Origin of the sequence: Streptomyces sp. NPDC020845, from assembly GCF_044334165.1 — a bacterium.
GTDB lineage: Bacteria > Actinomycetota > Actinomycetes > Streptomycetales > Streptomycetaceae > Streptomyces.
Window position 1 is genome coordinate 323,291 of sequence record NZ_JBIRSJ010000014.1, and the last position, 26,776, is coordinate 350,066.

The 26,776-nt window shown below is 69.7% G+C and carries 19 protein-coding genes and 1 pseudogene; 13 read left to right on the plus strand and 7 right to left on the minus strand.

The window, feature by feature from the left end; genetic code table 11:
• Positions 1 to 60: 60 nt before the first annotated feature.
• Entirely contained in the window at positions 61 to 2,901 is a 2,841-nt protein-coding gene (locus tag ACH4U7_RS35455) for a glycoside hydrolase family 3 C-terminal domain-containing protein (RefSeq protein WP_398531882.1), read from the minus strand.
• A gap of 364 nt (positions 2,902 to 3,265) precedes the next feature.
• Here ACH4U7_RS35455 and ACH4U7_RS35460 point away from each other — a divergent pair, with 364 nt between their 5' ends.
• The 6 genes and pseudogenes from ACH4U7_RS35460 to ACH4U7_RS35485 all read left to right on the plus strand — a co-directional run bounded on the left by ACH4U7_RS35460 (position 3,266) and on the right by ACH4U7_RS35485 (position 11,631).
• Positions 3,266 to 4,948 (plus strand): extracellular solute-binding protein, encoded by a 1,683-nt coding sequence (locus ACH4U7_RS35460; protein ID WP_398531883.1) that lies wholly within the window; start codon positions 3,266 to 3,268, stop codon positions 4,946 to 4,948.
• Positions 4,948 to 6,000, plus strand: coding sequence for an ABC transporter permease (locus tag ACH4U7_RS35465; RefSeq protein WP_398531884.1), 1,053 nt, complete (start codon positions 4,948 to 4,950; stop codon positions 5,998 to 6,000). The genes ACH4U7_RS35460 and ACH4U7_RS35465 overlap by 1 nt, the downstream gene beginning before the upstream one ends.
• Entirely contained in the window at positions 5,997 to 6,923 is a 927-nt protein-coding gene (locus tag ACH4U7_RS35470; protein WP_398531885.1) for a carbohydrate ABC transporter permease, read from the plus strand. Before ACH4U7_RS35465 ends, ACH4U7_RS35470 begins: the two co-directional genes overlap by 4 nt.
• A gap of 135 nt (positions 6,924 to 7,058) precedes the next feature.
• Positions 7,059 to 7,424: pseudogene (locus ACH4U7_RS35475) on the plus strand (twin-arginine translocation signal domain-containing protein); the annotation flags it as partial.
• Between the two features lie 38 nt (positions 7,425 to 7,462).
• Positions 7,463 to 9,430, plus strand: a complete 1,968-nt coding sequence (locus ACH4U7_RS35480) for a beta-galactosidase (RefSeq protein WP_398531886.1) — start codon at positions 7,463 to 7,465, stop codon at positions 9,428 to 9,430.
• Positions 9,427 to 11,631 carry a glycosyl hydrolase family 95 catalytic domain-containing protein gene (locus ACH4U7_RS35485; protein ID WP_398531887.1) on the plus strand — a complete coding sequence of 735 codons (2,205 nt, stop codon included), beginning with the start codon at positions 9,427 to 9,429 and terminating at the stop codon, positions 11,629 to 11,631. The genes ACH4U7_RS35480 and ACH4U7_RS35485 overlap by 4 nt, the downstream gene beginning before the upstream one ends.
• A 143-nt stretch (positions 11,632 to 11,774) precedes the next feature.
• Here ACH4U7_RS35485 and ACH4U7_RS35490 read toward each other — a convergent pair whose 3' ends face one another.
• On the minus strand, positions 11,775 to 12,545 hold the full coding sequence (locus ACH4U7_RS35490; protein WP_398531888.1) for a helix-turn-helix domain-containing protein: 771 nt from the start codon (positions 12,543 to 12,545) through the stop codon (positions 11,775 to 11,777).
• Positions 12,546 to 12,657: 112 nt separating this feature from the next.
• Between ACH4U7_RS35490 and ACH4U7_RS35495 the strand changes: the two genes are divergently transcribed.
• Both ACH4U7_RS35495 and ACH4U7_RS35500 read left to right on the plus strand, forming a co-directional pair.
• Positions 12,658 to 13,476, plus strand: a complete 819-nt coding sequence (locus ACH4U7_RS35495) for a phytanoyl-CoA dioxygenase family protein (RefSeq protein WP_398531889.1) — start codon at positions 12,658 to 12,660, stop codon at positions 13,474 to 13,476.
• Complete coding sequence (locus ACH4U7_RS35500) at positions 13,473 to 13,748, plus strand: hypothetical protein (RefSeq protein ID WP_398531890.1); 276 nt, start codon at positions 13,473 to 13,475, stop codon at positions 13,746 to 13,748. The genes ACH4U7_RS35495 and ACH4U7_RS35500 overlap by 4 nt, the downstream gene beginning before the upstream one ends.
• A gap of 98 nt (positions 13,749 to 13,846) precedes the next feature.
• On the opposite strand, the gene ACH4U7_RS35505 is transcribed toward ACH4U7_RS35500, so the two are convergent.
• Positions 13,847 to 15,127: a glycoside hydrolase family 6 protein gene (locus ACH4U7_RS35505; protein ID WP_398531891.1), complete on the minus strand. Its 1,281-nt coding sequence runs from the start codon at positions 15,125 to 15,127 to the stop codon at positions 13,847 to 13,849.
• Between the two features lie 30 nt (positions 15,128 to 15,157).
• Positions 15,158 to 16,123 (minus strand): glycoside hydrolase family 6 protein, encoded by a 966-nt coding sequence (locus ACH4U7_RS35510; RefSeq protein WP_398531892.1) that lies wholly within the window; start codon positions 16,121 to 16,123, stop codon positions 15,158 to 15,160.
• A gap of 426 nt (positions 16,124 to 16,549) precedes the next feature.
• Here ACH4U7_RS35510 and ACH4U7_RS35515 point away from each other — a divergent pair, with 426 nt between their 5' ends.
• On the plus strand, positions 16,550 to 17,563 hold the full coding sequence (locus ACH4U7_RS35515) for a LacI family DNA-binding transcriptional regulator (RefSeq protein WP_398531893.1): 1,014 nt from the start codon (positions 16,550 to 16,552) through the stop codon (positions 17,561 to 17,563).
• 80 nt (positions 17,564 to 17,643) lie between these two features.
• On the opposite strand, the gene ACH4U7_RS35520 is transcribed toward ACH4U7_RS35515, so the two are convergent.
• Positions 17,644 to 18,627 carry an acetylxylan esterase gene (locus ACH4U7_RS35520; RefSeq protein WP_398531894.1) on the minus strand — a complete coding sequence of 328 codons (984 nt, stop codon included), beginning with the start codon at positions 18,625 to 18,627 and terminating at the stop codon, positions 17,644 to 17,646.
• Positions 18,628 to 18,874: 247 nt separating this feature from the next.
• Here ACH4U7_RS35520 and ACH4U7_RS35525 point away from each other — a divergent pair, with 247 nt between their 5' ends.
• Positions 18,875 to 19,855: a LacI family DNA-binding transcriptional regulator gene (locus ACH4U7_RS35525; protein ID WP_398531895.1), complete on the plus strand. Its 981-nt coding sequence runs from the start codon at positions 18,875 to 18,877 to the stop codon at positions 19,853 to 19,855.
• A gap of 71 nt (positions 19,856 to 19,926) precedes the next feature.
• Here the strand turns inward: ACH4U7_RS35525 and ACH4U7_RS35530 are convergent, their stop codons facing one another.
• Positions 19,927 to 21,681 carry a cellulase family glycosylhydrolase gene (locus ACH4U7_RS35530; RefSeq protein WP_398531896.1) on the minus strand — a complete coding sequence of 585 codons (1,755 nt, stop codon included), beginning with the start codon at positions 21,679 to 21,681 and terminating at the stop codon, positions 19,927 to 19,929.
• Positions 21,682 to 21,796: 115 nt separating this feature from the next.
• Positions 21,797 to 22,837, minus strand: coding sequence for a LacI family DNA-binding transcriptional regulator (locus ACH4U7_RS35535; RefSeq protein WP_398531897.1), 1,041 nt, complete (start codon positions 22,835 to 22,837; stop codon positions 21,797 to 21,799).
• Between the two features lie 6 nt (positions 22,838 to 22,843).
• Between ACH4U7_RS35535 and ACH4U7_RS35540 the strand changes: the two genes are divergently transcribed.
• The 3 genes from ACH4U7_RS35540 (at position 22,844) to ACH4U7_RS35550 (ending at position 26,759) form a co-directional block, all read left to right on the plus strand.
• Positions 22,844 to 23,203: a hypothetical protein gene (locus ACH4U7_RS35540; RefSeq protein WP_398531898.1), complete on the plus strand. Its 360-nt coding sequence runs from the start codon at positions 22,844 to 22,846 to the stop codon at positions 23,201 to 23,203.
• A gap of 560 nt (positions 23,204 to 23,763) precedes the next feature.
• A complete protein-coding gene (locus ACH4U7_RS35545; RefSeq protein WP_398531921.1) occupies positions 23,764 to 25,317 on the plus strand; it encodes an RICIN domain-containing protein in 1,554 nt (517 codons plus the stop codon).
• A gap of 401 nt (positions 25,318 to 25,718) precedes the next feature.
• A complete protein-coding gene (locus ACH4U7_RS35550; RefSeq protein WP_398531899.1) occupies positions 25,719 to 26,759 on the plus strand; it encodes a LacI family DNA-binding transcriptional regulator in 1,041 nt (346 codons plus the stop codon).
• Positions 26,760 to 26,776 lie beyond the last annotated feature (17 nt).

The following is a 26,776-nucleotide window of genomic DNA, read 5'->3' on the forward strand; positions in this document are numbered from 1 at the left end:
AGCCTTCCGGTGCCGGACTCCTGTGCAGCGACTCCTGTGCACATGGGGTCGATGCGGACCTCAGACGGAGAAGGTGACGCGCGCGAGCCGCACCGGGCCACGCAGTCCGAGGCGGACGTCGTGCACACCGGCCGCCACGACGACGGGGACGCTCACCGTGGAGTAGTCGTAGGGCCCGGCCGTACCCGGGGACAGCGTGAGCACTGCCAGTACCGGACCATCACCCAGCGAGAGTTCGACCGTGCCCTCACCCGCAGCCTCCACCGCGATTCCGGCAGCCCCCTCTCCGAAATCACAGTCACGGAACACCAGCTCGCCCCCCACGCCGGCCACAGGGGCGACGGAGTCACCGGACGTCTTCGCGCGGTCCACGATCTCCGTGTCGCTCTGGTCGTCAAAGTCCACCGCGTCCAGGCCGCCCACCATGACCGGCCGGGGGACGGACGGCTCGCCGTCGAGGTCGACGGTCTGGACCAGGCGGATGTCCTCGCTGGACGCTCCGACGAGGATCTCGTGGAGGCCCGGTGCCACCCGTTGACGTCCCTGCGCCACGTCCCAGAACGCGAACGCCGACATCGGCACCCGGAAGGCAATCTCCGTGACCTCGCCGGGCGCGAGCGTCACACGCTGGTGCGCGGCCAGTTCCCTGCGGGGCCGCGGCACCGACGGCTCCATGGCCCGGGTGTAGAGCTGGGCGACCTCGTCCGCGGTGACGTCACCGGTGTTGCCGACCCTGAAGGACACGTGCAGTGTCCCGTCCTCGACGCGAATCGTGAGGCCTTCGTAGGAGAAGGACGCGTACGACAGGCCGTGGCCGAACGGGAAGAGAGGCGTGCCCTCGAAGTAGAGGTACGTCTGGCGGCCGCCGATCACGTCGTAGTCGAGGAGGTCGGGCAGGTCGGAGTCGTCGGCGTACCAGGTCTGCGGGAGGCGGCCGGCGGGGGAGACGTCGCCGGCCAGGATCCGGGCCAGGGCGCTGCCGGCCGCCTGGCCGCCGTGGGCCGTCCACAGCAGCGTCGGCACCTCCGCATGGTCGACCGTGTACGGGTACGCCGACACCAGTGCCAGCACCGTGTTCGGGTTGGCCGTGCGGGCCGCGCGCAGAAGGCGCTCCTGGTGGCCGGGGAGGGCCAGGGTCGTACGGTCCTCGGTCTCGCGTCCGTTGATGTGCGGATCGTTACCTGCGACCACCAGGACCACGTCCGCCTGCGAGGCGACCCTGCTCACCGCGTCCTCGCCGCTTTCGACGACGACGACCTCGAAGATCTCCCCGTTCCCGTCGGCGACCTTGAGGCCGTCGGCGGCGACGGAGACGGGGCGACCCGTACCGATGTGCCGAAGAAGGTGCCCGTTCTCGTGCGGTTCCAGGCGGAACGTCTCCTGGACGACCCAGCCTCCGGGCTGGTCCGCGGAGGCTCGGACATGACCGTCCTCGGCGACGGAGAGATAGCGGCCGTCGGGGGCGCGCAGGGTCAGCACGCCCTCGCCCCAGTCGATGAGGGACAGCTCGGTGCCGGTCGCGTCGGTGGTGAGCGGGGGCAGGTCCGTCCGGCCCGCGAGCAGGGCCGGGTCGAGGGCGCCTTCGGCGCCGCGAACCTCGTCCTCGGCGTCCGCCTCGGGCACGTGCAGGAAGGTCCCGGCCGAGGTCTTCAGCAGAATCCGGTCCACGCCCTCCGCGAACCGCACGCGCTCCGAGCCGAACCGCTCGCGCAGGCCCGCCAACGGTGTGCAGCGGTGCAGGAGCGTGCCGCTGTACCAGTCGAGCTTGCACTCGTCGGCGAGCAGACCGACCACGGCGAGCCGGGTGTCCGGGGCGAGCGGCAGCAGGCCGCCGTCGTTCTTGAGCAGCACGACCGCCTGCTCGGCGGCCTCCTGGGCGAGGGCGCGGTGGGCTGGGGTGTCGAAGTCCGTGGTGAGCGCGTGCGGGTCGTACTCCGGGTCGAACTCGCCGAGGCGGAAGCGGACCGAGAGCTGGCGGCGGACCGCCGCGTCGATGTCCGACTCGGTCAGCAGGCCCCGCTCCAGGGCGCCGCGGACCCGTCCGGTGATCTGCGAACTGTCGGTGCCGTGGTCGGTGAAGCTGTCGACGCCGGCCCGCAGAGCGGCGGCCGTCGCCTCCTCGTGGGTGTCGAAGTAGTGCTCGGAGTCGACCAGATTGGAGGGCGCGCCCGCGTCCGAGCAGACCAGCAGGTCCTCGTCGGTCCAGGTGCGCAGATGCTCGCGCAGATATGGCGAGACATGGTTCGGGCGGCCGTTGACCAGGTTGTACGCCGGCATCACACCGGCCACGGCGCCCGCCTCGACCGTCTCGCGGAAGGCGCGCAGGTCGTATTCGTGCAGGACGCGCGGGCGGACCGAGGAGGACGTGACGTCGCGGCCCGTCTCGTTGTTGTGGGCCAGCCAGTGCTTGAGGACGGGCGCGGTGCGCCAGTACGTCGGGTGCTCCCCGCGCAGGCCGTGCGTGTAGGCGGTGGCGATGGCCGAGGTGAGCTTCGGGTCCTCCGAGTAGCCCTCCTCGTTCCGGCCCCACAGAGGGTGGCGCAGCAGGTTCACGGTCGGGGACCAGACGTTCAACCCCACGCGGTCGTCGCGGGCGCGCATCGCCCGGACCTCCTTGGACACCGCCTCGCCGACCCGTCGTACGAGATCCGTGTTCCAGGTCGCGCCCAGACCCACCGCCTGCGGGAAGACGGTGGCCGGACCCATCCAGGCCACGCCGTGCAGGGCCTCCTGGCCGGTGCGGAACGCGGCGACGCCGAGCCGCTCCACGGCGGGCGCGAACTGGTGCAGGCATCCGATCTTCTCGTCGAGGGTGAGCCGCGACAAAAGGTCGTCGATGCGCTTCGCGAACGGCAGTTGCCGATCGCGGAAAGGCGGAGTTGGCGGCGTGTGTGCGGTCACTTGGGGGTCCCCTTGCGGTGGAGCGGTGAGGCGCTTTCGAAGCGCTTCGATGCTCAGCCGACCCGGGGGCGGGTGTCAAGACGCGCTGGCCTCCGAGTTCTGACCGTGATTTCAGGTATCGCAAGAGTGCGGTCGGATCCTCCACACCTCGGAGGAATCTTGGAATCGACCCTTGTGTACCCCCATGCCTTCACTTAACCTCGCTGCAACATCGAAGCGCTTCGACTAAGGGGCCGCCCACGTGTGGGGTGGGCGCTTTTCGGTAGTGGTCGGAGGACTGCTTCAGCTCAGCCAGTTCCACCAGGGACACTACAACCGACGGCCCACCGCCGGGTGTCCAGGTGCGCCATGAAGGGTTGACGCAATGACGTCGAATGCCGCCTCCATCTCCTCGGGACCCAGCCGGAGAAGCTTTCTCGCGTCCACGGCGGTCGCCACCGCAGCGGTGGCCGGTGGGATGCCGCTGCTCGCCGCCTGCGGCGGGTCGGACGGTAAGTCGCGGGAGGGGACCACGTCGGGCAAGGCAGCGGACAAGCTGCTCCCCGCCTACGTCGCCAGCACGGTCTCCAAGCCGGACCTGCCGTCAAAGAACGGTGCGTCGGCCGGATACACCGGCAAGGTCGACATCGCGGCGCTTGCCACCTCGGTCCCGGACAAGCTCGGCACCGGCGCTCCCATCAAGATCATGTCCCCGTTCTGGGGCACCCCTCCGAAGCCCGGGTGTGCGTACTACAAGGCGGTCGACGCGGCGGCGGGCACCAAGGTCACCTGGCAGAACCAGGACGGCACCACCTACGGTGAGAAGCTCGGCGCCGTCCTCGCCTCCAGCTCCATACCCGACATGGTGGTCGTGCCCATCTGGGAGCTGGTGGGCAAGATCTCGAACGCGGTGGCCGCGAAGTTCATGGACCTCGGCCCCTATCTGGCGGGCGACAAGGTCAAGAAGTACCCGAACCTGGCCGCGATCCCCTCCGACTCCTGGCGGATGAGCATCTTCGGCGGCGCGCTGCGCGGCATCCCGATGCCCTCCGCCGCCGCGACGTTCATCGTGCCCTACTACCGCAAGGACATCTTCGACAAGAAGGGCTACACCGTACCCAAGTCACCCGAGGAGTTCCTCAGCTGGGCCAAGGACGTCACCAGCCCCAAGGCCAAGGTGTACGCCTGCGGGGACAACATGTCCTGGATATCGGCGGGCATCTTCGGCGTCCGCCCCTCCGGGACGCTCGGCTGGAACATCGGGGACGACGGCAAGCTGACCTACCGCATCGAGCAGCCCGAGTACCTCGAGGCCCTGGAGTGGACCCGCAAGCTGTTCGACGCCGGTGTGGTCCATCCCGACGACAAGGCGCGCACGGGCGACGCGGGCCAGCGGTTCACCGCCGGACAGATCCTGGTCTTCAACAGCGACGCCTCGGCCTGGTACGTCAAGACCGCCGAACAGGCGCAGTCCAACCCGGACTTCAAGATGGAGGCAATGGACTACTTCGGCGCCGACGGCGGCAACCCGAAGCTGTGGGCGTCCCAGCCCGCCACCATCTGGTCGCTGATCCGCAAGGGCGCCTCGAAGGAGACCGTGGAGAACGCGCTGGCCGCCGCCAACTTCGCGGCAGCGCCCTACGGCACCAAGGAGCGGATGCTCGTCGACTACGGCGTCGAGGGCACCCACTACACGGTCAAGGACGGTGTCCCGGCCAAGAACGACCGGGGCAACTCCGAGGTGATCAACGCCTGGGTGATGCTGGCCGCCCCGGCTCCCTACTTCGCCCACCCCGACTTTCCCGATGTCGCCCGCAAGCAGGTCGAGTGGCAGCAGCGGATGGGTGCCTTCATGAAGAAGACGTCCACCTACGGCATGAACATCGTCGAACCGACCCGCTACGCGAACCTCTCCAGCCAGTTCGAGCAGTTGGAGATCGACTTCGTGCGCGGCCACAAGAAGCTGTCCGATGTACAGCAGGCCATCTCCACCTGGAAGTCCTCCGGTGGCGACAAGCTGCGCGACTGGTACAAGCAGCTTCTCGACAAGAACGGCAGCGGCAACTGATGTCGCTCACGGCCGGGAGCCGGCCCGACGGGACTCGTCCCCCCGCGGCCGTTGAGGAGCCGACAGCCGCGGTCGCCACCACGGCGGCGAAGGCGCGGGTGCCACGCAGGAGGAGCAAGGCGGGCAAGATCCCCTGGCGGATCCGGCTGCGCCGCGACCGCACGCTCATCCTGCTGACCTTGCCCGTCATCGTCCTGCTCCTGCTCTTCAACTACATCCCCCTGCTCGGCAACGTCGTCGCCTTCCAGGACTACGACCCGTACGTCTCCAGCAACGGCATCACGGCGATCTTCCACAGCCCCTGGGTGGGCGTGGAGCAGTTCTCGCGGATGTTCGACGACCCGCTGTTCTGGAGCGCCACGAAGAACACCATCGTCCTGTTCGTGCTCCAACTGGTGCTGTTCTTCCCGGTCCCCATCGTCCTCGCGCTGGTCATCAACAGTGTGGTCCGGCCCCGGGTGCGGGCCGTGGCGCAGGCGATCATGTATCTGCCGCACTTCTTCTCGTGGGTCCTCGTGATCACCGTGTTCCAGCAGATCCTCGGTGGCGCGGGCATCATCGCGCAGACCCTGGAGAAGCACGGGTGGAGCGGCTTCGACCTGATGACCAACGCGGACCTCTTCAAGTATCTGGTCATCGGGCAGGCCGTGTGGAAGGACGCCGGCTGGGGGATCATCGTCTTCCTCGCGGCCCTGTCCGCCGTCAGCACCGATCTGTACGAGGCCGCCGCCATGGACGGCGCGGGGCGCTGGCGACGCATGTGGCATGTCACGCTGCCCGCGCTGCGCCCGGTGATCGCCCTGTTGCTGGTCCTGCGGGTGGGTGACGCGCTGAGCGTGGGATTCGAGCAGTTCCTGCTCCAGCGGTACGCGGTCGGTGCGGGGGCCAGCGAGGTCCTCGACACCTACGTGTGGAACATGGGTATCCAGAACGGCGACTTCAGCTATGCGGCCGCGGTCGGCCTCGTCAAGGGAGTCATCGGAGTGTGCCTCGTCCTGGGCGCGAACAAGTTCGCGCACCTGCTTGGCGAGCAGGGGGTGTACAAGAAGTGAGCCTCAACACGCAGCTCATCCGCAGCCTGAAGGCTCCCGCCCGCCCCGCGTGGGAGGAGCCGCCGAGCAAGGCCGGACTCACCGCCAAGGGCGGCTTCCTCTTGCTCTGCTGCCTGGGGGTGCTCGGTCCGCTGTGGATCGTGATCGTCACCAGCCTCTCTCCCAAACCCGTGATCGACCGGGTCGGCGGCCTCGTCGTGATCCCCCAGGGCATCACCTTCGTCAACTACACCGAACTGCTCGGCGGCGGCCAGGTCAGCCGCGCGATCATGGTCTCGGTGGGCGTCACGCTCTTCGGCACGCTGTTCTCGATGACGGTGTCGGTGTTCGCGGCCTACGGTCTGTCCCGGCCGGGCAGTCTGGGCCACCGGTTCTTCCTGATGACCATGATGGCCACCATGTTCTTCGGAGCCGGGCTCATTCCGACGTACCTTCTGGTGCAGTCGCTGGGCCTCACCGACACCTATCTGTCGCTGGTTCTGCCGAGCGCGGTCAGTGTCTTCAACATCCTCGTCCTGCGGGCCTTCTTCATGGGGATCTCCCCCGAGCTCACCGAGTCCGCCCGCATCGACGGGGCCAGTGACCTGCGCATCCTGCTGACCATCATCTTGCCGCTGTCGCGCGCGGTGCTGGCCGTCATCTCCCTGTTCTACGCGGTCGGCTACTGGAGCGCCTGGTTCAACGCCTCCATCTACCTCACCGACCAGCAGATGATGCCGCTCCAGAACGTGCTCATCCAGCTGGTCCAGAAGAACACTCAGGCCCCGACCGGCCTCCAGCAGGCGGTCCGCACCGGCGAACTCTCCTCTCTGGGGCTGCAGATGGCCGTCATGGTCCTCGCGCTGATCCCCGTCGCGGTCGCCTCCCCCTTCGTCCAGCGGCACTTCAAGAAGGGCATGCTCACCGGAGCCATCAAGGGCTGAGCCCCCTGGGCTCCGAGTCCCTCCGTAGGTCCGGCCGCCGTGTGCCGCCCGCGGCTCTGCCGTGGCTGGTCGCGCAGGGTCCCGGAGCCCCTGGCCCTTGCTCAACTTCCCCCTTCGTCACGACCGAGGTATGTCATGAGCACGTTTTGCCTCAGCAGACGTTCCGTTCTTGCCGGTTCCGCTGTCGCCGCCGCGGTCGTCTCCCTGCCGACGGCTTCGGGGCAGGCGCAGGCGGCTGCTTCCGCGGCCGTCGCGAAGAGCGGCTACCGGTGGCGCAACGCCGTCATGGGCGGCACCGGGTTCGTCACCGGAGTGTTGTTCCACCCGTCGATGCGCGGGCTCGCCTACGCCCGGACCGACATCGGGGGCGCCTACCGCTGGGACGACCGGGCCGACCACTGGATCCCGCTGACCGACCACCTCGGCTGGGACGACTGGAACCTCCTCGGCGTCGAGGCCATGGCCGTCGACCCGGTCCACCCGAACCGGGTGTACCTCGCCACCAACGGGCGCGGCGTGCAGTACGGGGAGCCCGCCTGATGCCCGACCTGAGTGACGCGACACGAGGCCGCCTGCTCTTCGGCGGCGACTACAACCCCGAGCAGTGGCCCGAGGAGACCTGGCACGAGGACGTCCGGCTGATGAAGGCGGCCGGGGTCAACTCGGTCACCCTCGGCGTCTTCTCCTGGTCGACGCTGGAACCGGAGCCCGGTGGCCGGGAGTTCGGCTGGCTGGACACGCTGATGGACCTGATGCACGACAACGGCATCGGGGTCGTCCTCGCCACTCCCACCTCCTCGCCCCCGCCCTGGATGGGCCGGCTGCACCCGGACACCCTGCCCGTCACCGAGGACGGCCGCACCGAGTGGTGGGGCGGTCGGCAGCACTTCTCGCACTCCAGCGCCACCTACCGGCGCTACGCCGCCGCCATCACCGAGGACCTCGCCGCCCGCTACGGCGGCCACCCCGCCCTCATCATGTGGCACATCAACAACGAGTACTGCACCTTCGACTACGGCGACCAGGCCGCGGCCGCCTTCCGCCGCTGGCTGCGCGAGAAGTACGGCTCGCTCGACGCCCTCAACGAGGCCTGGGGCACCGCCTTCTGGAGCCAGGGCTACGACACCTGGGACGGCATCCTGCCGCCCCGTATGCCCCACTACATGCGCAACCCCGGTCAGGTGCTGGACTTCAGGCGCTTCACCTCCGACATGCTCCTGGAGTGCTACGTCGCCGAGCGGGACATCGTCCGCCGCCACACCCCGCACCTGCCGGTCACCAGCAACTTCATGCCGCTGTGGTTCGGCCAGGACGCCTGGCGCTGGTCGGAGGAAGAGGATGTCGTCTCCGTCGACATCTACCCCGACCCGCGCGACCCGCTGGGCGCCCAGAGCGGCGCCCTCGTCCAGGACATGACCCGCTCCCAGGCACGCGGACCGTGGATGCTCATGGAACAGGCGGCCGGGCCCGTCAACTGGCGGGGCGTGAACCACCCCAAGCCACGTGGCCTCAACCGGCTCTGGTCCCTCCAGGCCGTGGCCCGGGGCGCCGACGCCGTCTGCTACTTCCAGTGGCGGCAGTCCCGGCAGGGCGCGGAGAAGTTCCACTCCGGCATGGTCAGCCATGCCGGGGAGGACGGCCGGACCTATCAGGAGGTCAAGCAGCTCGGCGCGGACCTCGCGCGGATCGCCCCGGACGTTTCGGGCCTGCACGGCACCGCCGACATCGCCGTCCTGCACGACTGGAACTCCTGGTGGGCCGGCGCCCAGGACGGCCGCCTGTCCACCCAGGCGGACTACCCGGACGTCCTGCGCGCCTGGCACCGAGCCCTCTGGCAGGCCCACCTCACCACCGACTTCGCCCACCCCGAGCACGACCTGACGCCGTACCCGGTGGTTGTCGTGCCACAGCTGTACGCGCTCACCGACGCGGCGATCGACAACCTCCTCGCCTACGTCCGCGGCGGCGGCACCCTCGTGTGCGGTTTCCAGACCGGCGTCGCCGACGAGGACGACCGGGTCCGACCCGGCGGCATGGACGCCCGGCTGCGAGAGCTGTTCGGCATCCGGACCCTGCACGAGTGGTGGCCGCTGGGCGCCGGGGAGAGCGTCACCTGCGAGGGCTTCCGGGCGTCCCTGTGGTCCGAGGAGCTGGAGGCCGACGGCACCGCCGAGGAGACCGTGCCGTACAAAGGCGGTGAACTCGACGGACTGCCCGCCGTCCTGCGCAAGGGCCGGGCCTGGTACGTCTCCACGCTCCCGGAGCCGGAGGCGCTGCGCGACCTGCTGGCCCGGATCGCCTCCGGCACGGGCGTCCGGCCGGTGCTCGACGGCCTCCCCGAGCAGGTCGAGTGCGTACGCCGGGGCGAGGTGCTGTTCGTGCTCAACCACGGCCGCGAGCCGGTGACCGTGGAGGTGCCCGGCACCCATCACGAGCTGCTGGCCGGGGAGGCCGTCACCGACCGGGTGACCCTCGGCCGCTACGGCGTGGCGGTGCTCCGGCCATGACCGCGATCAACGGGCCCGTCCACGGCACCTGGGAGCCGCACCCGGCCGCCCGCTGGGAGGACGGCTTCCTGAGCGGCAACGGCCGCCACGGCGCCCTTGTGTTCGGGGAACCGGACGCCGAGCGGGTCGTCGTCACGCAGCACACCCTGGTACGGCCCGGCGGCGACGGCGAGCACCGCCGTCCTCCCCGGCTCGCCGCCGAACTGCCCGCACTGCGGGACCGCCTCCTGGCAGGCGACCGCACCGCCGCGGAGGGCTTCACCGACGGCCGTCCGATGCAGTGGGTGCAGCCCTTCCACCCCGCCTTCCAGGTCCGTCTGGCCCGCCCCGTCGCCGGCTGCCACGACTACCGCCGCGACGTCGACTTCACGACGGGCGTCGTACGGGCGACCTGCGCCGGCTGGAGAAGCCGGGTCTTCGTCTCCCGCGCCGACGACGTGATCGTCCAGCACATCACGGCGCCCGGCCTCACCCTCGACGTCTCCCTGGACCACCGCCTCCCCGGCGCCCCCGCCCACCTGGCTGTCGGCCACGGAGCCGTCGTCACCCCCGAGGGCGCCCTGCTGAGCCTGCGCGCCCGCTACCCCGACAGTGACCGAGCCTTCACCGGGGTCACCCTGGTCGTCGTCACCGGCGGCACGACGACCCTCGCCCCGCCTCACGCGCACGTCGAGGGCGCCCGGTCCGTAACTCTCCTCACCCGGGTCCGGCGGCACACCGGCGAACTCGACGTGACGGCGGAGGGCCGGGCCCTGCGCGACCTGCCGACGGTGTACGACGAACTCCTCGAACGCCACGTCGCCCTCCACCGCACCGCCTACCGGCGAGTCACCCTCGATCTCGCCGCCGGTGCGGCCGCACGGGCCCTCCCGGGCTCGGAGTTGCTGAAGAGACCGCGCGACGCTGCCCTGCTGGAGCGCCTCTTCGCGGCCGGCCGCTATCACCTGCTGTCGGCCGGCGGGCTCTTCCCGCCCCGTCTGACCGGCCTGTGGACCGGCGACTGGAACACCGCCTGGTCGGGCGCGTTCACCAACGACGCCAACCTCAACCTCCAGACCGCCTCCGCCGCGGCCGCCGCCCTCCCCGAGGTCACCGAGGCCCATGCCGCGCTGATTCACCGCCAGCTCCCCGACTGGCGCGACAACGCCCGCGCGGTCTTCGGCGCCCGGGGCGTGGTCGCCCCCGCCCACACCGACGGCGAGTCGGGCCACTCGTACCACTTCAACCGCGAGTACCCCCTGCACCTGTGGACCGCGGGCGCCGACTGGCTGCTCAAGCCGCTCGTCGACCACGACGAGACCCACGGAACCCGCGACCCGCGCACCGCGTCCGCCCTCGCCGAAGTCGCCCTGTTCTACGAGGACTTCCTCACCCGCACCGATGACGACGGCCACCTCGTCGTCGTTCCCTCCTACTCACCCGAGAACCGCCCCGCCAACGCGAGCTGGGGCACGATCAACGCCGCCATGGACCTCTCAGCGGCCCGCCACGCCCTGCTCACCGCGGCCGACTACCACCCGGACACCCCGGAAGCCGACCGCTGGCAAGCTCTCGCCGAGCGGCTCCCGCCGCATCGGATCAACGAGGACGGAGCCCTCGCCGAATGGGCCTGGCCCGGCCTCCTGGACTCCTACGACCACCGTCACCTCAGCCACCTCTACGGCGTCTGGCCGCTCGATGAGATCACCCCCTACGACACCCCCCACCTCGCGGCCGCCGCCCACCGCGCCCTCGAGCTGCGCGGCGCCGAGAACGACTCCGCGCACGGCCACCTCCACCACGCGCTCATCGCCGCCCGGCTCCGGGACGGCGAACGCGTCGCCCACGCCCTCGGCCAGGTCCTGGACGGCGACTTCTTCCACGCCTCCCTGATGAGCGCCCACTACCCGAACCGCCACGTCTACAACGCGGACGCCGCGCACACCCTGCCCGCCGTACTGATCGAGATGTTGCTCCAGTCGACCCCCCACCGACTGGCCCTCCTGCCCGCGCTGCCGCCCGCTCTCCCGGCGGGCCGACTCACGGGCGTGCGCACGCGATTCGGCGCCGAGGCCGAACTGACCTGGGGGCCCGACGGGGCGACGGCGGTCCTGAGGCCGACTCGCACCGTCCGAATCGAAGTCAGAACTCCTTCCGGCGACGCGGAGCTGATCGATCTCGTCGCCGGAGAGGACCACGCCCTCAGCATGGGGGCGTGGTAGCACCCCCCACAATTCCCCCCACCCGTGATTGAACACCAGGACCGAGGCCGGTCCGCGTCCTTCCCAGGCGCGGTCGACCTCGGTCCGCAGCGCGTAGTAGTCCGCGAACGCGGCCTCGACGCCGGCGCACCGTCGGTGGTGGCTCATTCGACGGAGGTCGCGAGTACTTCGTCGCCGGCTCTCTCGTGTCCGGTCGCCCGTATGTGACGAGGGCTCGCTCCGAGCTCGCGGCGGCAGGCCTTGTTGAAGGCCTGGAGGTCGGCAATGCCCACGGCCGCGGCGATGGCGGTGATGGACAGCGTGGACGACAACAGGAGGTGGCGGGCGCGTTGAAGGCGCCGGCGCCGGATGTACGACACGACCGTGAGGCCGGTCTCGGCACGGAACACGCGCGTCAGGTGCGTGTGGGAGATTCCGATGGCGCGCGCGACGTCCGGTACGGACAGCGGGCCGGCCAGATGTTCCTCGATGTAGGCCTGTGCGGCGGCGACGAAGGGGTGGTGGCGTCCGGCTCCATCGCTCCTCGGCAACTCGGCAATGCGCCACAGGGCGGCCCAGACCTCGGCGGAGGCCCGGGAGGGAGAAGTCGGCATGGCCGTCACGGCGTGTCGGAGCAGATCGGCCAGGCGCGTGCTCTCGGCCGCGGCGTCCTGCATCACCGGTACCACCCGCGCGGTTCCGCCATCGTGAAGCCGTAGATGAACGTAGAAATGCTCCGATCTGCCCCGGTAGTGAAAGTGCACCTCCGTGTTCGGCGGTACCAGGCTGACATGACCGGGCCGGATGGCGTGGACTGACTGCCCGAGGGAGAGTTCGCCCGCGTAGTTGTACAGGTGCAGCTGCCACAGATCGGGCAGCCGGAAGACGTCGTGCGCGGTGGAGACGCCGTGCACCCCGACGCCGGCATCGACCACGGTGGGCGGCTCCTCGAGCCGTAGTGTTACGAGTTTCACGAGGACGGAAATTTACCAGCAGTGGAGGATTTCAGCCCACGACTCAGCCGGACGGGGCACGTACGTTCGTCGCATGCCAACCAGCAAGCAACTCCTGACATCGGTTCAGGTGGCGCGCTTCGTGGCGCAGGGATTTCTGCGCTTGGACGCAGTGGTGCCGCGGGAGATCAATGAACGGGCCGTCGCGACCTTGACCGAGGGCATACCAGAAGTGCCCTACGGCACTCCGCTGGGCGAGGCGTTCGCGCAGAACACCTTTGTCCACGAGCTGCTCGCTCTGCCGGTCATCGCCGGCGCTGTGGAGAGCCTGGTCGGCCCTGATCCGACCGTGGACCATCATGCGGTGCATGTGCGCGAGCCGCACGAGGGACAGGCGCAGCCGCTCCACGGAGACGCGATCATCGATGTGCGGCCGGACGCGTTCGACATTCAGCTCATGTACTACCCGCATGAGGTGACCACCGAGATGGGCGGCACGCTCAGCGTGCCCGGAAGCCATCTGCGAAGGGTCAACGAGACGGACGTCGGCCGCGTCCAGAACCTCAGGGGGCAGACGCGGCTGACCTGCCCGGCAGGCACGGTCGTCCTCGTCCACCACGGCATCTGGCACGGTGGCCGCCGCAACGACACCGCGCGCCGTCGCCACATGTACAAACTCCGTCTCAATCCGGCCGTGCCGCAGGTGCGCCTGTGGGACACCTCCGACCTGCACGACCCGGCCGTGACCGCGGAACTCAACACGTACTTCCCCTGGTACGAGCAGGCCACCGCCCGACTGGAGATCTACAACCGGGTCCTCCTGTGGCGGGCCCTGACCGGCGACCACTCGTTCGACATCGATTACTGGGTCACGCGCGTCAGCAACCGGCCCACCTTGGGGAGCCACTCATGAGACAGCAGATCCTGGTCCTGTACCTCGCGACGTCGGCGCTCGACTCCGATGTCGTGGGCTGGTCCCGATACGACGGGACCGGCCGAACCCGTCCGACAACCGGTGACAGCGACGAGCCGCCCTACCCCACCGGGCTTGCCGCGCTGCACGACGGATGGCGCCTGTTCCAGGCCTCCCAACTGCTGCCGCCGCAGTCCGGCCACGAGTACGACGTCTCCTTTCTCAAGCACGAGTTCTTCTTCGAGAAGCTGGAGGAAAGCTCCCGCCCTTGACCCGGTACGGCAACCACGCCCGAGCGTCCGGCCGGAAGCGTCCAGCCACGGGTGAACGGCAGCTCGTGGCTGGACACGTCCAGGGCGCCCGGCAGAGCTCAGCGGTTGAACGTCAGGCGCGGTGCCGCGTTGCGGGCCAGTGTGTGGGCCTGGTCGGGCCACCAGGTGCCGGCGGGCGGGTCGACGATGCCGTACTCGGGGTCGATCGTGCCGCCGGTGTTGCGTGTGCAACTGCCGTCGGACTCACCGGGGATCTTTATCCACAGGTAGGCGTCGACGAGCGGGACGCCGGTGGCGGCGGTGGGGCGCGGGCCGAGGCCACGGCCGGGCGCGTTGCACCAGATTTCCGGGTCCCCGGTGTATTTGCCCGGCTCCGGGGTCCAGGCGCCCAAACCGTTGCGGCTGGTGTCGATCACGAAGTGATGCAGTTCGTGAGCCGGTGGGGTGCCCACGTTCTGGTCGAACCAGGCGTCGGTCCACCGCCAGGTGGTGGGGTCGGTGGAGGAGACGGCGTTGCCGGGGGCGCCGTCGTTGGGTGCGGCGGACGAGTAGTACTGGCTGGCGCACGAGTCGGCGTGGCCGCGCGCCTGCTCGGGTCCCTCGTCGGCGAACCACATGCACTTGGATATCCAGGTGCCGTACCTGGCGTTGTGGTCGGTGGGGTGGGTGTTGGACACGTTCAGGGCGAAGCCATCGCTGTACCGGACCCCGGCGTCCAGCAGCCGCTGCGCCATATCGCCGACGGGTCGCCACTGGACGTTCCCCGCGTCCAGATAGACCGCGGTACGCGGTCTGGCCTTGAGTGTCTTGACGGCGTACTCCAGGTCGGCGATGCGGGCGGCTGTGAGTTCGCCGGTCGGGTCCTCGGTGGGCCCGCAGTCCTTGGGAAGGAGGGCCAGGCCGTCGGGTTCGACGACGACCACCGCCTTGGTGTTGCCGATGCCGGCGGCGAAGGCGTCGATCCACTGCCGGTAGGCGGCGGAGGATGCGGCTCCGCCGCTGGAGTACTGGGTGCAGTCCCGGCCCGGGACGTTGTAAGCGACCAGGACGGGGGTCCGGTTGACGGCCCGGGACCGGTGGACGAGCTTGTTCACCTCGGCGCGCACCTCGTCGGGCGTGCCTTCGGTGAACCACTCGGCCTGCGGCCAACTCGCGAGCCTGGCCATGTTCGTGGCGTTCTCGATGTCACCGTTCCCGAAGTCCACGAGCGCCTGCTTCGCGGCCTTGCTGTGCGGGTCCACGTAGAACCTAGTGGCCGGGGTGAGCACATCCTGCGTGGGTGTGGCCTGCGCCTGCGCCTGCGTCGCGGTGAGGGCGGCGCACGCGGTGAGTGCCGCGATGACGGCGGCCGCGCGGCGCCGTGGGCTGCGTGGTGGCATGGCTGCTCCTGGTCGCTGGATGGATGTGAATCAGTAGCCGTAGATCATCTTGTAGGCGACCTCGGGGAGGAACTGTCCGGCCGAGGAGCCGCCTCCGACGCCGCAGTTGCCGTCGGACTCGCCCGGAGCCTTGATCCACAAGAGCATCTCGGCGCCTCCGCCCAGCTGGGTGGGGGTGCCGATACGGCGGCCTGAGGGGTTGCACCACTGGCCGTTGGAGCCGTTGCCGTTGCGGCTGGTGTCCACGACGAACGGCTTGGTGTAGCCGTAGCGGGCGTTGAGTTCACTGTTGACGGCGTTGCCGTAGGCGGTGTTCTCGGCCGTGGTGAAGTAGTTGGAGACGTTGAGGGAGAAGCCGTGGGCCTGGCGGAGGCCGGCTTCGTGGAGGCGTTGGGCCATGGTCGCCGCGTTCGCCCAGCCCGGGTTGCCGGCGTCGAGGTAGACCCAGGTGTTGGGGGCCTGGCGGCTGAACTGGGTGAGGGCGCCGGTGAGCATGCCCTCGCGTTCGTCGATCTGAGCCTGGGTCATGCAACCGTAGTCCCCGAGGGAGTCCGGTTCGAGGACGACGACGGCCGGGCGGTTGGCGATCCCGCCGGCGAACTGGGCGATCCAGGTCGCGTAGGCGGACGGGGAAGCGGCTCCGCCCGCGGAGTGCCCGCCGCAGTAATCGCGGTTGTAGATGTTGTAGGCGACGAGGATGGGCAGTTTGTCCCTGGAGTCCGCGGCGCCCGCGTACGCGCCGGTGGCGGTGCCGATGGTGCCGCTCCAGGAGCCGAACCAGCGGGCCATCGGGGTATTGGCGAGGGAGGCGTTGATCGCGGGTGCCCGGCCGTCGCCGGGGTTGGCGGCGACCCACCTCTTCGCGCTGGAGTCGGGGTCCACGTAGAACCCGCTGGTCATGGTGGTCGGGTCGGCCGCGTGGGCGGACGGTGCGACGGCGAGTGCAAGCGGCAGCGTGAAGAGCGCTGCCACCAGGACGCGGAGTCTGCGGCGCATGACTGTACCTCGGTTTCCTGACAGGGATGCGTCGCGCGCTCTCCTCCCGAGCGTGCGACGCGCTGAGGAAGTGCGGTGGTACGACGTCCCTTGTGCCGGCGACTCTCCGGCAGGAACGACACGTCCGAAGATCGGCAGCGGAACATTGGGAGCGCTCCCACTGGAAGCGGTCCCAACAGCACCGAGAACCTTCGAGGGTGTGGTCGGTATCGTGTTGCGAGCTGGTGAAGCTGTCAAGGGTCGACGTACAACCCGCTCTTCACATGGCGAGGACAAGGCTCTACAGTCCACAACTGGAAGCGCTCCCAGTTCCCTTCGGTCCCTGAGGCTCCGTACCTGTCCTGTGCCGCCCACCGGGCGGGTGGCGGCGGCATGGGCGGGGGTGAGACGCTTCCCGTCCGGTCGAGCGGGAAAGGCTCATGGCTCATGGCAGAAGATGCGCCGCGTCGGCAGCCGACGCTCGACGAGGTGACCGAACTCGCCGGCGTTTCCCGCTCCGTGGCCTCCCGCGCCCTCAACAACGCACCGCACGTCAGCCGCGCCAAACGCGAGGCGGTCGAGCGGGCCGTCCGGCAACTCGGTTACGTACCCAATCCGACCGCCCGCGCTCTGGCCACCCGCCAGACAGGAGCGGCCGCCCTGGTCGTCTCGGGAGAGGATCCGTCGATCTTCGCGGATCCGTTCTTCGCCCAGGTGATCGTGGGGGCGTCGGCCGCTCTGGAGGAGGCCGACCTGCATCTGATGCTGTGCCTGGCCGCTTCCGACCGGGGCCGCAAGCGGGTGGAGGAGCTCCTTCGCTCCAAGGGCGCCGACGGCGTCATGCTGATGGCGCTGCGTGAGAACGATCCGCTGGCCCGTATGGCCGAGGAGGCCGTGATGCCCGTCGTGTTCGGCGGACGCCCGGTCGGTCCGGCTCCCCGGTGGTACGTGGACGTCGACAACGTCGGTGGAGCGCGCGAGGCGACCGAGTACCTGGTCTCGCGCGGCCGGACGCGCGTAGCCGCCATCTGCGGGCGTCTGGACACCGAGGCCGGGCGCGCCCGGTACCGCGGCTACCGGGACGCCATGCTGGCCGCCGGCCTCGATCCGTTCCCGCCGCAGGAGGGGGACTTCACCGAGCCCAGCGGGGCCGCTGCCATGGCCGCACTGCTGGCGAACCACCCCGACCTGGACGGGGTGTTCGCCGCCAACGACAACATGGGTGCGGGAGCGCTGCGCACGTTGCGCGAGGCCGGCCGACTGGTTCCCGCCGATGTCGCAGTGGTCGGCTTCGACGACCTGGCCGTCGCCCAGATCGCCGATCCGCCGCTCACCACCGTCCGTCAGCCCATAGCGGCTTTGGGGCGGGAGATGGCGCGCATGCTCGTCGCGCTCATCAACGGACAGGACCCCACCCCGCTGATCCTGCCCACCCGCCTGGTCACCCGCTTCAGCGCCTGACGCCTGTGACCCGGATTCCTGGCCCACACTGACACGCCACCAGAGGGACGGCTGGGTTGCGCCAGGCCGGCCTCCTTCGCCTACTGCTGAGGGGCCAGACCGCGTTGGCGCAGCCACTTCAGCTGCACCGCGGTGTTCCGGCCGAAGCCGCCGCCGTGGTCGGCGAAGGGCCAGACGGTCATGGTCCGGTCCGCCCCCGCGTAGTGGTTGAAGGCGGCGTAGACGGTGGAGGGCGGGCAGACCGGATCCATGAGGCCGACGCTGAACAGTGCCGGGGCCGTCGCCCGACGGGCGAAGTGGACACCGTCGAAGTAGTCGAGTGTGGCGAAGGTCGTCTCGACGCGGTGCGGACTGTGCCAGCGCAGGTATCTGGTGAGTTCCAGGTACGGGCCCTCCCCGCTGATCTGCGCCGCCTGGCGGAAGTGGCACAGAAACGGAAGGTCCGGAACCACTGCCGCCACCCGGTCCTGGGCGAGTCCGGCAACCGCGAGAGCCAGGCCTCCCCCCTGGCTGCCGCCCGCCACGACGACCCGCGCGGCATCCAGTCCGGGCAGTTCGACGATCGCGTCCACGGCGCGCACACAGTCCGTCATGAGGCGGCGATAGTAGTAGTTGTCGGGTGAGTCGACGCCGCGGGTCATGAAGCCTTCGGCCCATTGCGTACCGTCGCCCTCGCTGTGGTCCGGGGTGTCGTGGCCCTGTCCGCGGCTGTCGACGACGAGCTGGGCGTAACCGGCCGCGGACCACAGCAGGTGGTCGGTGGGCAGCCCGCGGCCGCCGGAGTACCCGATGTAGGTGACGACGACCGGCAGCGGCGCCTCGGCGCCGCGCGGGCGCAGCAGCCAGGCGGCCACGGGTTCGCCGTTCCAGCCGGGGAAGCGTACGTCGTCCACCTCGACCGTGCTCAGCAGGTGCCGGTCGGTGACCCGCTCAGCCTTCACCGCTCCGCCTCGGGCGCGGGTTTCGGCCAGGGTCCGCTGCCAGAAGGGGTCGAAGTCCTCCGGCACGGACACCTCCGGCCGGTAGGCGAGGAGTTCGTCAGGATTTTGATCAGACAGAGCCATGGTGGTCCTTGTGACGAGGGGCAGGAAGGGAAGCAGAGTGGCGGAGCCTCGGGCGCGGGAAGCCAACTCGACGCCGGAGACGGCGCCGGGGCGCAACGGGAGCCGAGGCAGGACGCAGGGCTGATCGAAGGTGTCAGAATGGCGGTTGCAGCAGTCGAGGGGATGGGGAAAGGCGACCGTGCCGGACAACCGATCGGGAAGACCTTCGGCGGACGAACACAGGGAGCGTGGCGCGGGACCCGCATCGGTGACGATCGCGTACATCGCCGAGTCCGCGGGCGTCTCGGTTCCCACCGTGTCGAAAGTGCTCAACGGCCGTTCCGGAGTGTCGGACGAGACCCGGGCCCGGGTCGAGCAGCTGATCCTTGAGTACGGTTACCGCAAGCCTCCCCAGAGCCGGAGCAATCTGGTGGAGCTGGTGTTCCGCGAGCTGGAGCACATGTGGTCCGTGGAGATCATCCGCGGAGTCGAGCGCGTGGCCCGCAGGAACGGGGTCGGGTTGCTGGTGTCGGAGTTCGGGCTTCCGGACGCGGACGGAAGGACCATCGGCGACACGGTGGGGCGGCGACCGCAGGCCGTACTGTCGGTGGCCCAGCTCCTTGAGACGGAGCGGGAGCAACTGACCGCCAAGGGCATCCCCTTCGTTGTCTTCGACCCGATCGACGAGTTGCCCGACGGAGTGCCGTTCGTGGGAGCGACGAACTGGAGAGGTGGTCAGGCGGCGACCCGGCATCTGGTCGAGTTGGGGCACCGGCGCATCGCCATGATCAGCGGGCCGGACCACGACTTCTGCCGCGCTCGGCTCTCCGGTTACGTCTCCGCCCTCGCGGAGGCGGGCCTGCCGACGGACCCCGGTCTGGTGGTGAAGACGCAGCTCTCGCGTGAACGCGGGTACGTGGCGGCGCGGGAGCTGCTGTCCCGCCCCGATCGTCCCACCGCCGTGTTCACCGCCAACGACATGCAGGCGCTCGGTGTCTATCAGGCCGCGCGGGAGCTGGGCCTGGGTATCCCGCATGACCTGAGCGTGGTGGGTTTCGACGACGTGCCGGCCGTGGCCTGGATGGATCCGCCCCTGACCACTGTTCATCAGCCGCTGGCCGAGATGGCGACGGCCGCCACCGAGCTGGCCCTCGCGCTCGGCCGGGGAGAGGCGGTGCCCCAGGTGGGGCTGGAGATCGTGACCACCCTCACCGTCCGGGAGAGCACGGCTCCGCCGAAGGAGGAGTGAGCCCGCGGGGAACGGACCGCTGTGCCCTGGCCGCCCGGGGGAGCGGGCGGTCAGGAGCGAGGAGAGGTCGGTCAGGAGGCCGTGCCGGTGGCCGAGGGTCCGGACTTGGTGACGTGGTAGGTGACGGTGGCTCCGCTGTAGAAGTGGAAGGTCAGTGTCACCGGCTCGGTGTCGCGGAGTGCGTTCAGGAATTCGGGGGTCAGGATGATCTTGCCGTTGGGGTAGTCCGGTGAGAAGGCCTTGTTGAACTCCTGGTACGGAGTCCAGCTGGTCTGTCCGGCGTTGCTGCCGTCGGCGTACGTGGCGTGCATGGTCGCCAGTACGTCACCCCGGTACTGGGTGGGGATGGTGAACGAGCTCGTCGTCCCGGTGGCGTTCGTCAGGACCGGCGTATCGTGGGTGACCACGTCGATCTGCCACGGCAGCCCGCGGGAGAACCGGGCTCGGAGCGTGGCGTTGACCCCGTAGGCACGATCGCCGGCGAGCCGGGTCAGGGCCTTGGCGGTGAGGGTGAGCCGGTTTCCGGAGACGGTGTAGTCGCGTCCCGCGACCAGCTTGGTGCGGCCGTGCCACAGACCGCGGAAGCTGGTGCCGTTCCGGTTCAGGGTGAGCGACTGGGCGGTGATGGGGCTGGACTTCGGCAGGAAGATCTTGTCGAAGGAGGCGGTTCCCGAGCGGGTGGTCCAGCTGGACTTGATCCAGGCGAACAGGGCGGGGTCCCGCCATCGCAGGGTGTCGCGGTTCAGGTAGGCGAAGGGGTCCCACAGCGCCGTGGTGACGCCGGCGACACGCGCCTCGTATCCGAGGTGTTCGAAGTACTTCAGCGCCTCGCCGCGCTCGACGCGGTCCGGATGGTTGTGGTCCGGCCAGCTGAGCAGGCCGTACTCGCCGAGGTAGACGGGGATGTCCTTGGCGACGAAGGTGTCGTGCATGCGGGCGAAGGCGTCGTCGAGGTCCTTCTGGGCGTTGTCGTCGTAATGGGTACCGCCCGCGATGTTCACGCTGAACGGGTACCAGCTGTAGTAGTGCACGGTGGCGACGAGGTTGCTGTCGTGCAGTGCGCTGATCGTGGTGGACAGGTCGTCCATGAGGGTCCGGGAGGGCGTGCAGCCCACCGTGGGCAGGACGAGCAGACGGTCGGTGTTCCCGCCGCCGGAGGAGCGGACGATGGAGTGGAAGGAGGTGTTGAGCTCGTTCAGGAGCTGAGTCTTCTGGGCGTCCGTGGCGTTGTCGAAGACCGGTTCGTTGACGCTCTCGAAGAGCAGTGCGCGCGGCGCGTCCCGGAATCTCTCGGCTATCTGGGTCCACAGGGAGTTGAAGCGGGCCAGTACCTCGTCATGATCGGTGGACATCTTCGAGATCCACTGCCATGAGTCGTGGTGGATGTTGATCACGACGTACAGGCCTTCGGCGAGCGCCCAGTCGACAACCTGCTCGACGCGGTTCATGTACGCGGCGTCGATGGCGTAGGGGGCGGTGGCCGAGTGGTGGTCGGTCCAGGTCACCGGGATGCGGACGCTGCGGAAGCCCTGCGCGCGGACGGTGGCGAGCAGCTTTCTGGTGGTCAGCGGGTTGCCCCAGGACGTCTCGTCGGGAATGGCGTCCAGGGTGTTGCCCAGGTTCCAGCTGGGCTGCATCGCCGCGACGGCGTCCATGGCGGAAGCCGGGACCCTGACCGCCGACGATGACGTTTCCCCCGTGCCGTTGGGCGAGGCCAGTGCCGAGCCGCCGGTCAGCCCCAGCATGACGACCAGCGTCAGCAGCAGGGCCGCCAGGCGTCCCGGGCCCCGACTGCGATGGTGTGCGGGGTGCCATATGTCCTTCATACGTCGTCCTTCTCGGTCGGTCGGGCCTTTCGGCCGGTTCACGGGTACGGTGCGGAAGGCTGCGCGGGTCCCAGGGGGTGCCGTCGGCCCAGGCGGTCGGCCATGCGCTCTGCTGTCATGACGGCTCCATGGGCGGAGGGGGCTGGGTATTGCTGCTCTGGCGGACGGTCAGGGTGGGCTGCAGAAGGACCCGTTCGTCTGTCGGCGGCTCGCCCCGCTGTGCGGCGGTCAGCCGCCGGATCATCTGGCCGACGGCCACGCGGCCCAGTTCCTGTCCGGGGCCGGACACGGTGGTGAGGGCGGGTGTGTGCTGCTCGGCCAGCTGCTCCGGGCAGAGGGCGACCACCGAGGTGTCCTCGGGAACGGACCGTCCAGCGGCCTTCAGCAGGTCTAGCAGCGGGCCGATCGCCGCCTCGTTCTGCACCACGAAGCCCGTGGTGCCGGGTCGGTCGGCGAGGATCCGGGTCAGGGTCCAGGCGGTGGATTCGTACGAGCCCTCGCAGGGCCGGTGCAGGAAGCGCACCCTCCGCTGCTCCGCCCGTTCGCGGAAGCCGGCGAGGGTTCGTTCGGCGTATCCGGCGTGCCGCTTGTAGACGCTGGAGCCGTAGCCGATGAAGCCCACGTACCGGTGGCCGAGGTCCGCCAGGTGGTCCGCGCACAGGGCGCCGGCGGCGGTGAAGTCGTGGTCGACGCAGGACAGTTGGTGCGGGTCGTCCGGTAGGCCGATCAGCACGGCCTGTGTGCCCCGGGCGCGCAGCGCGGGGATGCGGGGGTCGCCCAGTTCGACGTCCATGAGGATCACGCCGTCGGCCAGCCCGCTCGCCGCGACGCGCCGCACGCCCTCGGGGCCCTCCTCGTCGGTGACGAGCAGGACGTCGTACCCGTGCCGCCGTGCCTCGGTCGTGACCGAGATGGCGATCTCCATCATGACCGGGACGTACATGTCCGTCCGCAGCGGCATCACCAGCGCGATGATGCGTGAGCGGCGTCCGGCCAGCGTCCTGGCTCCGGCATTGGGGTGGAAGCCGAGTTCCGCCACGGAGCGCAGGACACGGCTGCGGGTCGTCTCGGAGATCTGGTGGGAGCCGTTCAGGACGTAGCTGACCGTGCTGGACGAGACACCCGCGTGTCTCGCCACGTCGGCGATGGTCACCATGATGGTGTGCCGGCATGGTTCAACCCGGGATCGGTCACCGCGCTGTCTCTGCCCGACACGGAAGCGATGTCCGGTTCGACGGGTGTCCGCGGCACGTGGTCGGGCAGCGCGGCGTTCGGACCCGACTTCGTGTTCGTGCCCGTCTTCCGCTGTCCGCCCTCCCCGCGGGCGGACAGCAACGCGGCCGCTCCCGCGGCCGTGGCTGCTGCGCCGGCGAAGCTTCTGCGGTTCAACTCGTGCGTCATGGTCGGGGCCCTTCCCCTGGAGCGTGTCGAAGCGCTTCACTTGGCACGGGAAGTTAGCGGGCTTGTTTCGTGCGAAACAAGAGCCCAGGTGCAAAGAAAGTTTCTCGGCCTGGTCCATTGACAGCCCGTACGGGCACTGGCAGCGTCGATGCGCTTCGATAACTCACGCTCAAGCCGTCATCCATATCTGCTTGCGGAGGGATCTGATTCGTGGCCACTCCGTTCCCTTCCGCTGCCGTCCAGCTGCCGTTCCGTGATCGGCGGGGGCGTCCTCACCCGCGCCGCCGACACCGGCTGCTACCTCGGTCTCAAGGACGACGCCTCGCTCGTCGTGGGCCGGACGGTGCTCAGGAGCTGGTTCATCAACGAAATTTCCCAGCCCGGCGTAGCGGGGACGGTGTCGAGTGGGTGCCACGCCTCTCCGAGCTGCCCACCGGATTGCGCTTCGGCGCGGCCGCGTCGGCATCGTGCACAGCAGCACCGCGGGCGGCGGGAAGACCAACTTCCGCTATGAGGACTGAGCCTGGCCCGGACTGACAACAGTGCTGTCCGCCCGGGAGTCCCATCGGGCGGACACCGGCTTTCGATCAGGAGGCGCGCCACCATCGCCACCCAGGGCATACGGGATGACGCACCGCGCGGCCGCATTCAGCGAAGGAGACGCGAATGAAGGGCACGTATATGACATTCACGGTGCCGTGGCGGAGACGCGTGACACGAACGACGGTGCTCACCGTGGTGACCGCCCTTTGGACGGCGCTCCTGGCCGGATGGAGCGCCGCCGAGACGGCACGGGCGGCCACCGTGGATCCGAACGCGTGGTACGTGCTGGTCAACCGTGGCAGCGGCAAGGCGCTCGACGTGTCGGGCGCGAACACCGCCGACGGAGCGAGCCTCTCGCAGTGGACCCGCACCGACAGCGCCAACCAGCGGTTCCAGTTCGTCGACTCGGGCAATGGCTACTACCGGCTGAAGGCGCAGCACTCCGGCAAGGTGCTGGACGTGTTGAACCACTCCACCGCCGACCACGCGGACATCGTGCAGTGGAGCGACGCGGGCAGCACCAACCAGCAGTTCCGGCCGGCCGACTCGCCGGATGGTTACGTCCGGCTGATCAACCGCAACAGCGGCAAGGCCGTCGAGGTCGACAGCGCCTCCACCGCTGACGGCGCCAAGGTCGTGCAGTTCACTGACTGGGGCGGGGCCAACCAGCAGTGGCAACTGGCCCCCACGACGGGAGTGCTGGCTCAGGTGCACACCGCCGGGCGGGTGAAGGACGCCGGAAACACGGTGCAGTACAGCTGGCCCGGCGTGTACTTCGAGGGCACCGTCAGGGGCACCGGCGTGGGCATCGTGCTCAACGATTCGGCCGCCGACTACGACGTCCAGGTCGACGGCGCCACCGTCGCCACGCTCGTCACGCCCGGCCGGACCACGCACTGGATCAACGGCCTGCAGGACCGCGCGCACACCGTCCGGCTCGTCAAGCGCAACGACAGCCCAGGGGACACCAGCGCGTTCGGAGGCTTCGTCGCCGCGCCGGGCGGTGCCGTGCTGAGCAAACCGGCGGCCCGCAACCGCCAGATCGAGTTCATCGGGGATTCCCTCACGGTGGGCTACGGCAACCTCTCGACCTCGCGCGACTGCACCTGGGACCGGGTCAGGCGGACCACCAACGCCGACGTGAGCTACGGCGCCCTGACCGCCCGGCAACTGAACGCCGACTACCAGATCAACGGCTATTCGGGCCTCGGCATGGTGCGCAACTACAACGGAGGCTCTCCGGACGTCACCTACCGGACCTTCTACGACCGTGCCCTGCTGAACGTGTCCGGCGACGTCTGGCAGAACCCGGGCACCTGGCACCCTCAGCTCGTGGTGGTCAACCTCGGCACCAACGACTTCTCGACCGCCCTCAACCCCGGTGAGCCGTGGACGCCCGACAGCCTGGCTGCCGCCTACCGCACCGCCTACGGCGACTTCCTCCAGAAGCTGCGGACGCGCTACGGGGCCACGACCACCATCGTGGCGGTCGGCACCGGCCAGTTCGCCGGCCATGTCCAGCAGGTGGTCAAGGCACGCAACGACGCCGGTGACAGCCGGGTGCGCTACTGGTTCCTCGACGACTCGGGGCTGGACTTCCTGGGCTGCGACTGGCACTACTCGGCGCACGACGACCGACTCGTCTCCGACCGGCTCACGTCGTTCATCGCCGGTCTGCCGATGGGCTGGTGACGGCACCGGCCACCCAAGAGCACCACAGACCCGACTACAGGACCTCCGACTCCGGAAGCGGTGCGGCTGGACCCGACGGTCGAGATCGCCCCCCCGGCCACCGTGCTCGGGCCGCCCCATGAGCTTCTTCATGGCGGCCCTTGTTCGGTGTCGTAGCACGGTGTTTTCGTGGCGCAGGACGAGGAGTTCGGCCCCTTTCGAGGGGTCCCGCCGTCGAAGCACCGCGGGAACGCAAGACCCCGGACTCGTCTCGCCGCCGGTCTTCACCGCTTCCGCATACGCGCTGGCAAGCAGGTCTTGACGGCAGGGCGGCCGACCGCTTTGACTACGTAGTCAATCAAGGTTTGCGCAGCCATTCCGGACGGCGACCACCTCCATGTCCCGCTCCTCGAGGGAGGACCATGCCCGACAGTTCCACCCCGCCCCGGTCCGCGTCCGGTGCGGGGCCGCGGCCCCGCACCGGACGCGGACCGGGCATGCACGACGTGGCGAGGGCCGCGGGTGTGTCCCAGAAGACGGTCTCGCGTGTGGTCAACGGCGAGCCGCACGTCAGCGACGATGTCCGGGCGCGCGTGCAGCAAGCGATCGATGCGCTCGGATACCGCCCCAACACCGCCGCCCGCGCGCTCATCCGAGGCCGCTACGGGCGGCTGGGCGTGGTGTCGGTCGGCGTCGAACTGTACGGGCCCTCCGCGCAACTGGTCGCCCTGCAGCGGGTGGCGCGCTCCCGCGGCTACGCGGTGGCGTCGGAGGCCGTGGCGGACAGCGTGCCCGACGGGCAGGCGGAGGCGATCGACTCCCTGCTCGCCCAGGGCGTCGACGGCATCGTGGTGCTCAACCCGGTCGGCGACGGCGCGCCGATCCGCGAGGTGGGTGATGTACCGGTGGTCAGCCTCGCCCTGGCCCGAGAGGACGGGATCGCGCCGGCCCGTGCCGCGACCGAGCACCTGCTGGCCCTCGGCCATCACACAGTCTGGCACCTGCCAGGACCGCAGGAGTGGTGGTCCGCCCGCGACCGGCTCCAGGGCTGGCGGGAGGCCCTGGCCGCGGCGGGTGCGCCGGAGCCGCCGCTGCCGGAAGCCGGCGACTGGACCGCCGCCTCGGGCTACGCGGCCGGGATCGAACTGGCCCGCGTACAAGGGCTCACCGCGGTGTTCGCCGCCAACGACGACATGGCCATCGGCGCGATGCGGGCCTTCGCGGAGGCGGGCCTGGACGTGCCGGGGCAGGTCAGCGTCATGGGATACGACGACATCCCGCTGGCGGCATACGTCACCCCGCAGTTGAGCACCGTAAAACAGGATTTCCCCGCTGTCGCCGAGCGTGCGGTGGATCTGCTGCTCACCCGGATCGAGCGCCATCCGGATCCCCAGGCCATCGCCCGCATCCCGGTCCAGCTGGTCCTCAGGGAGTCCACCGCGCGGCCGGCGGCCCGGCACTGACGGCCCACCAGAAGGCG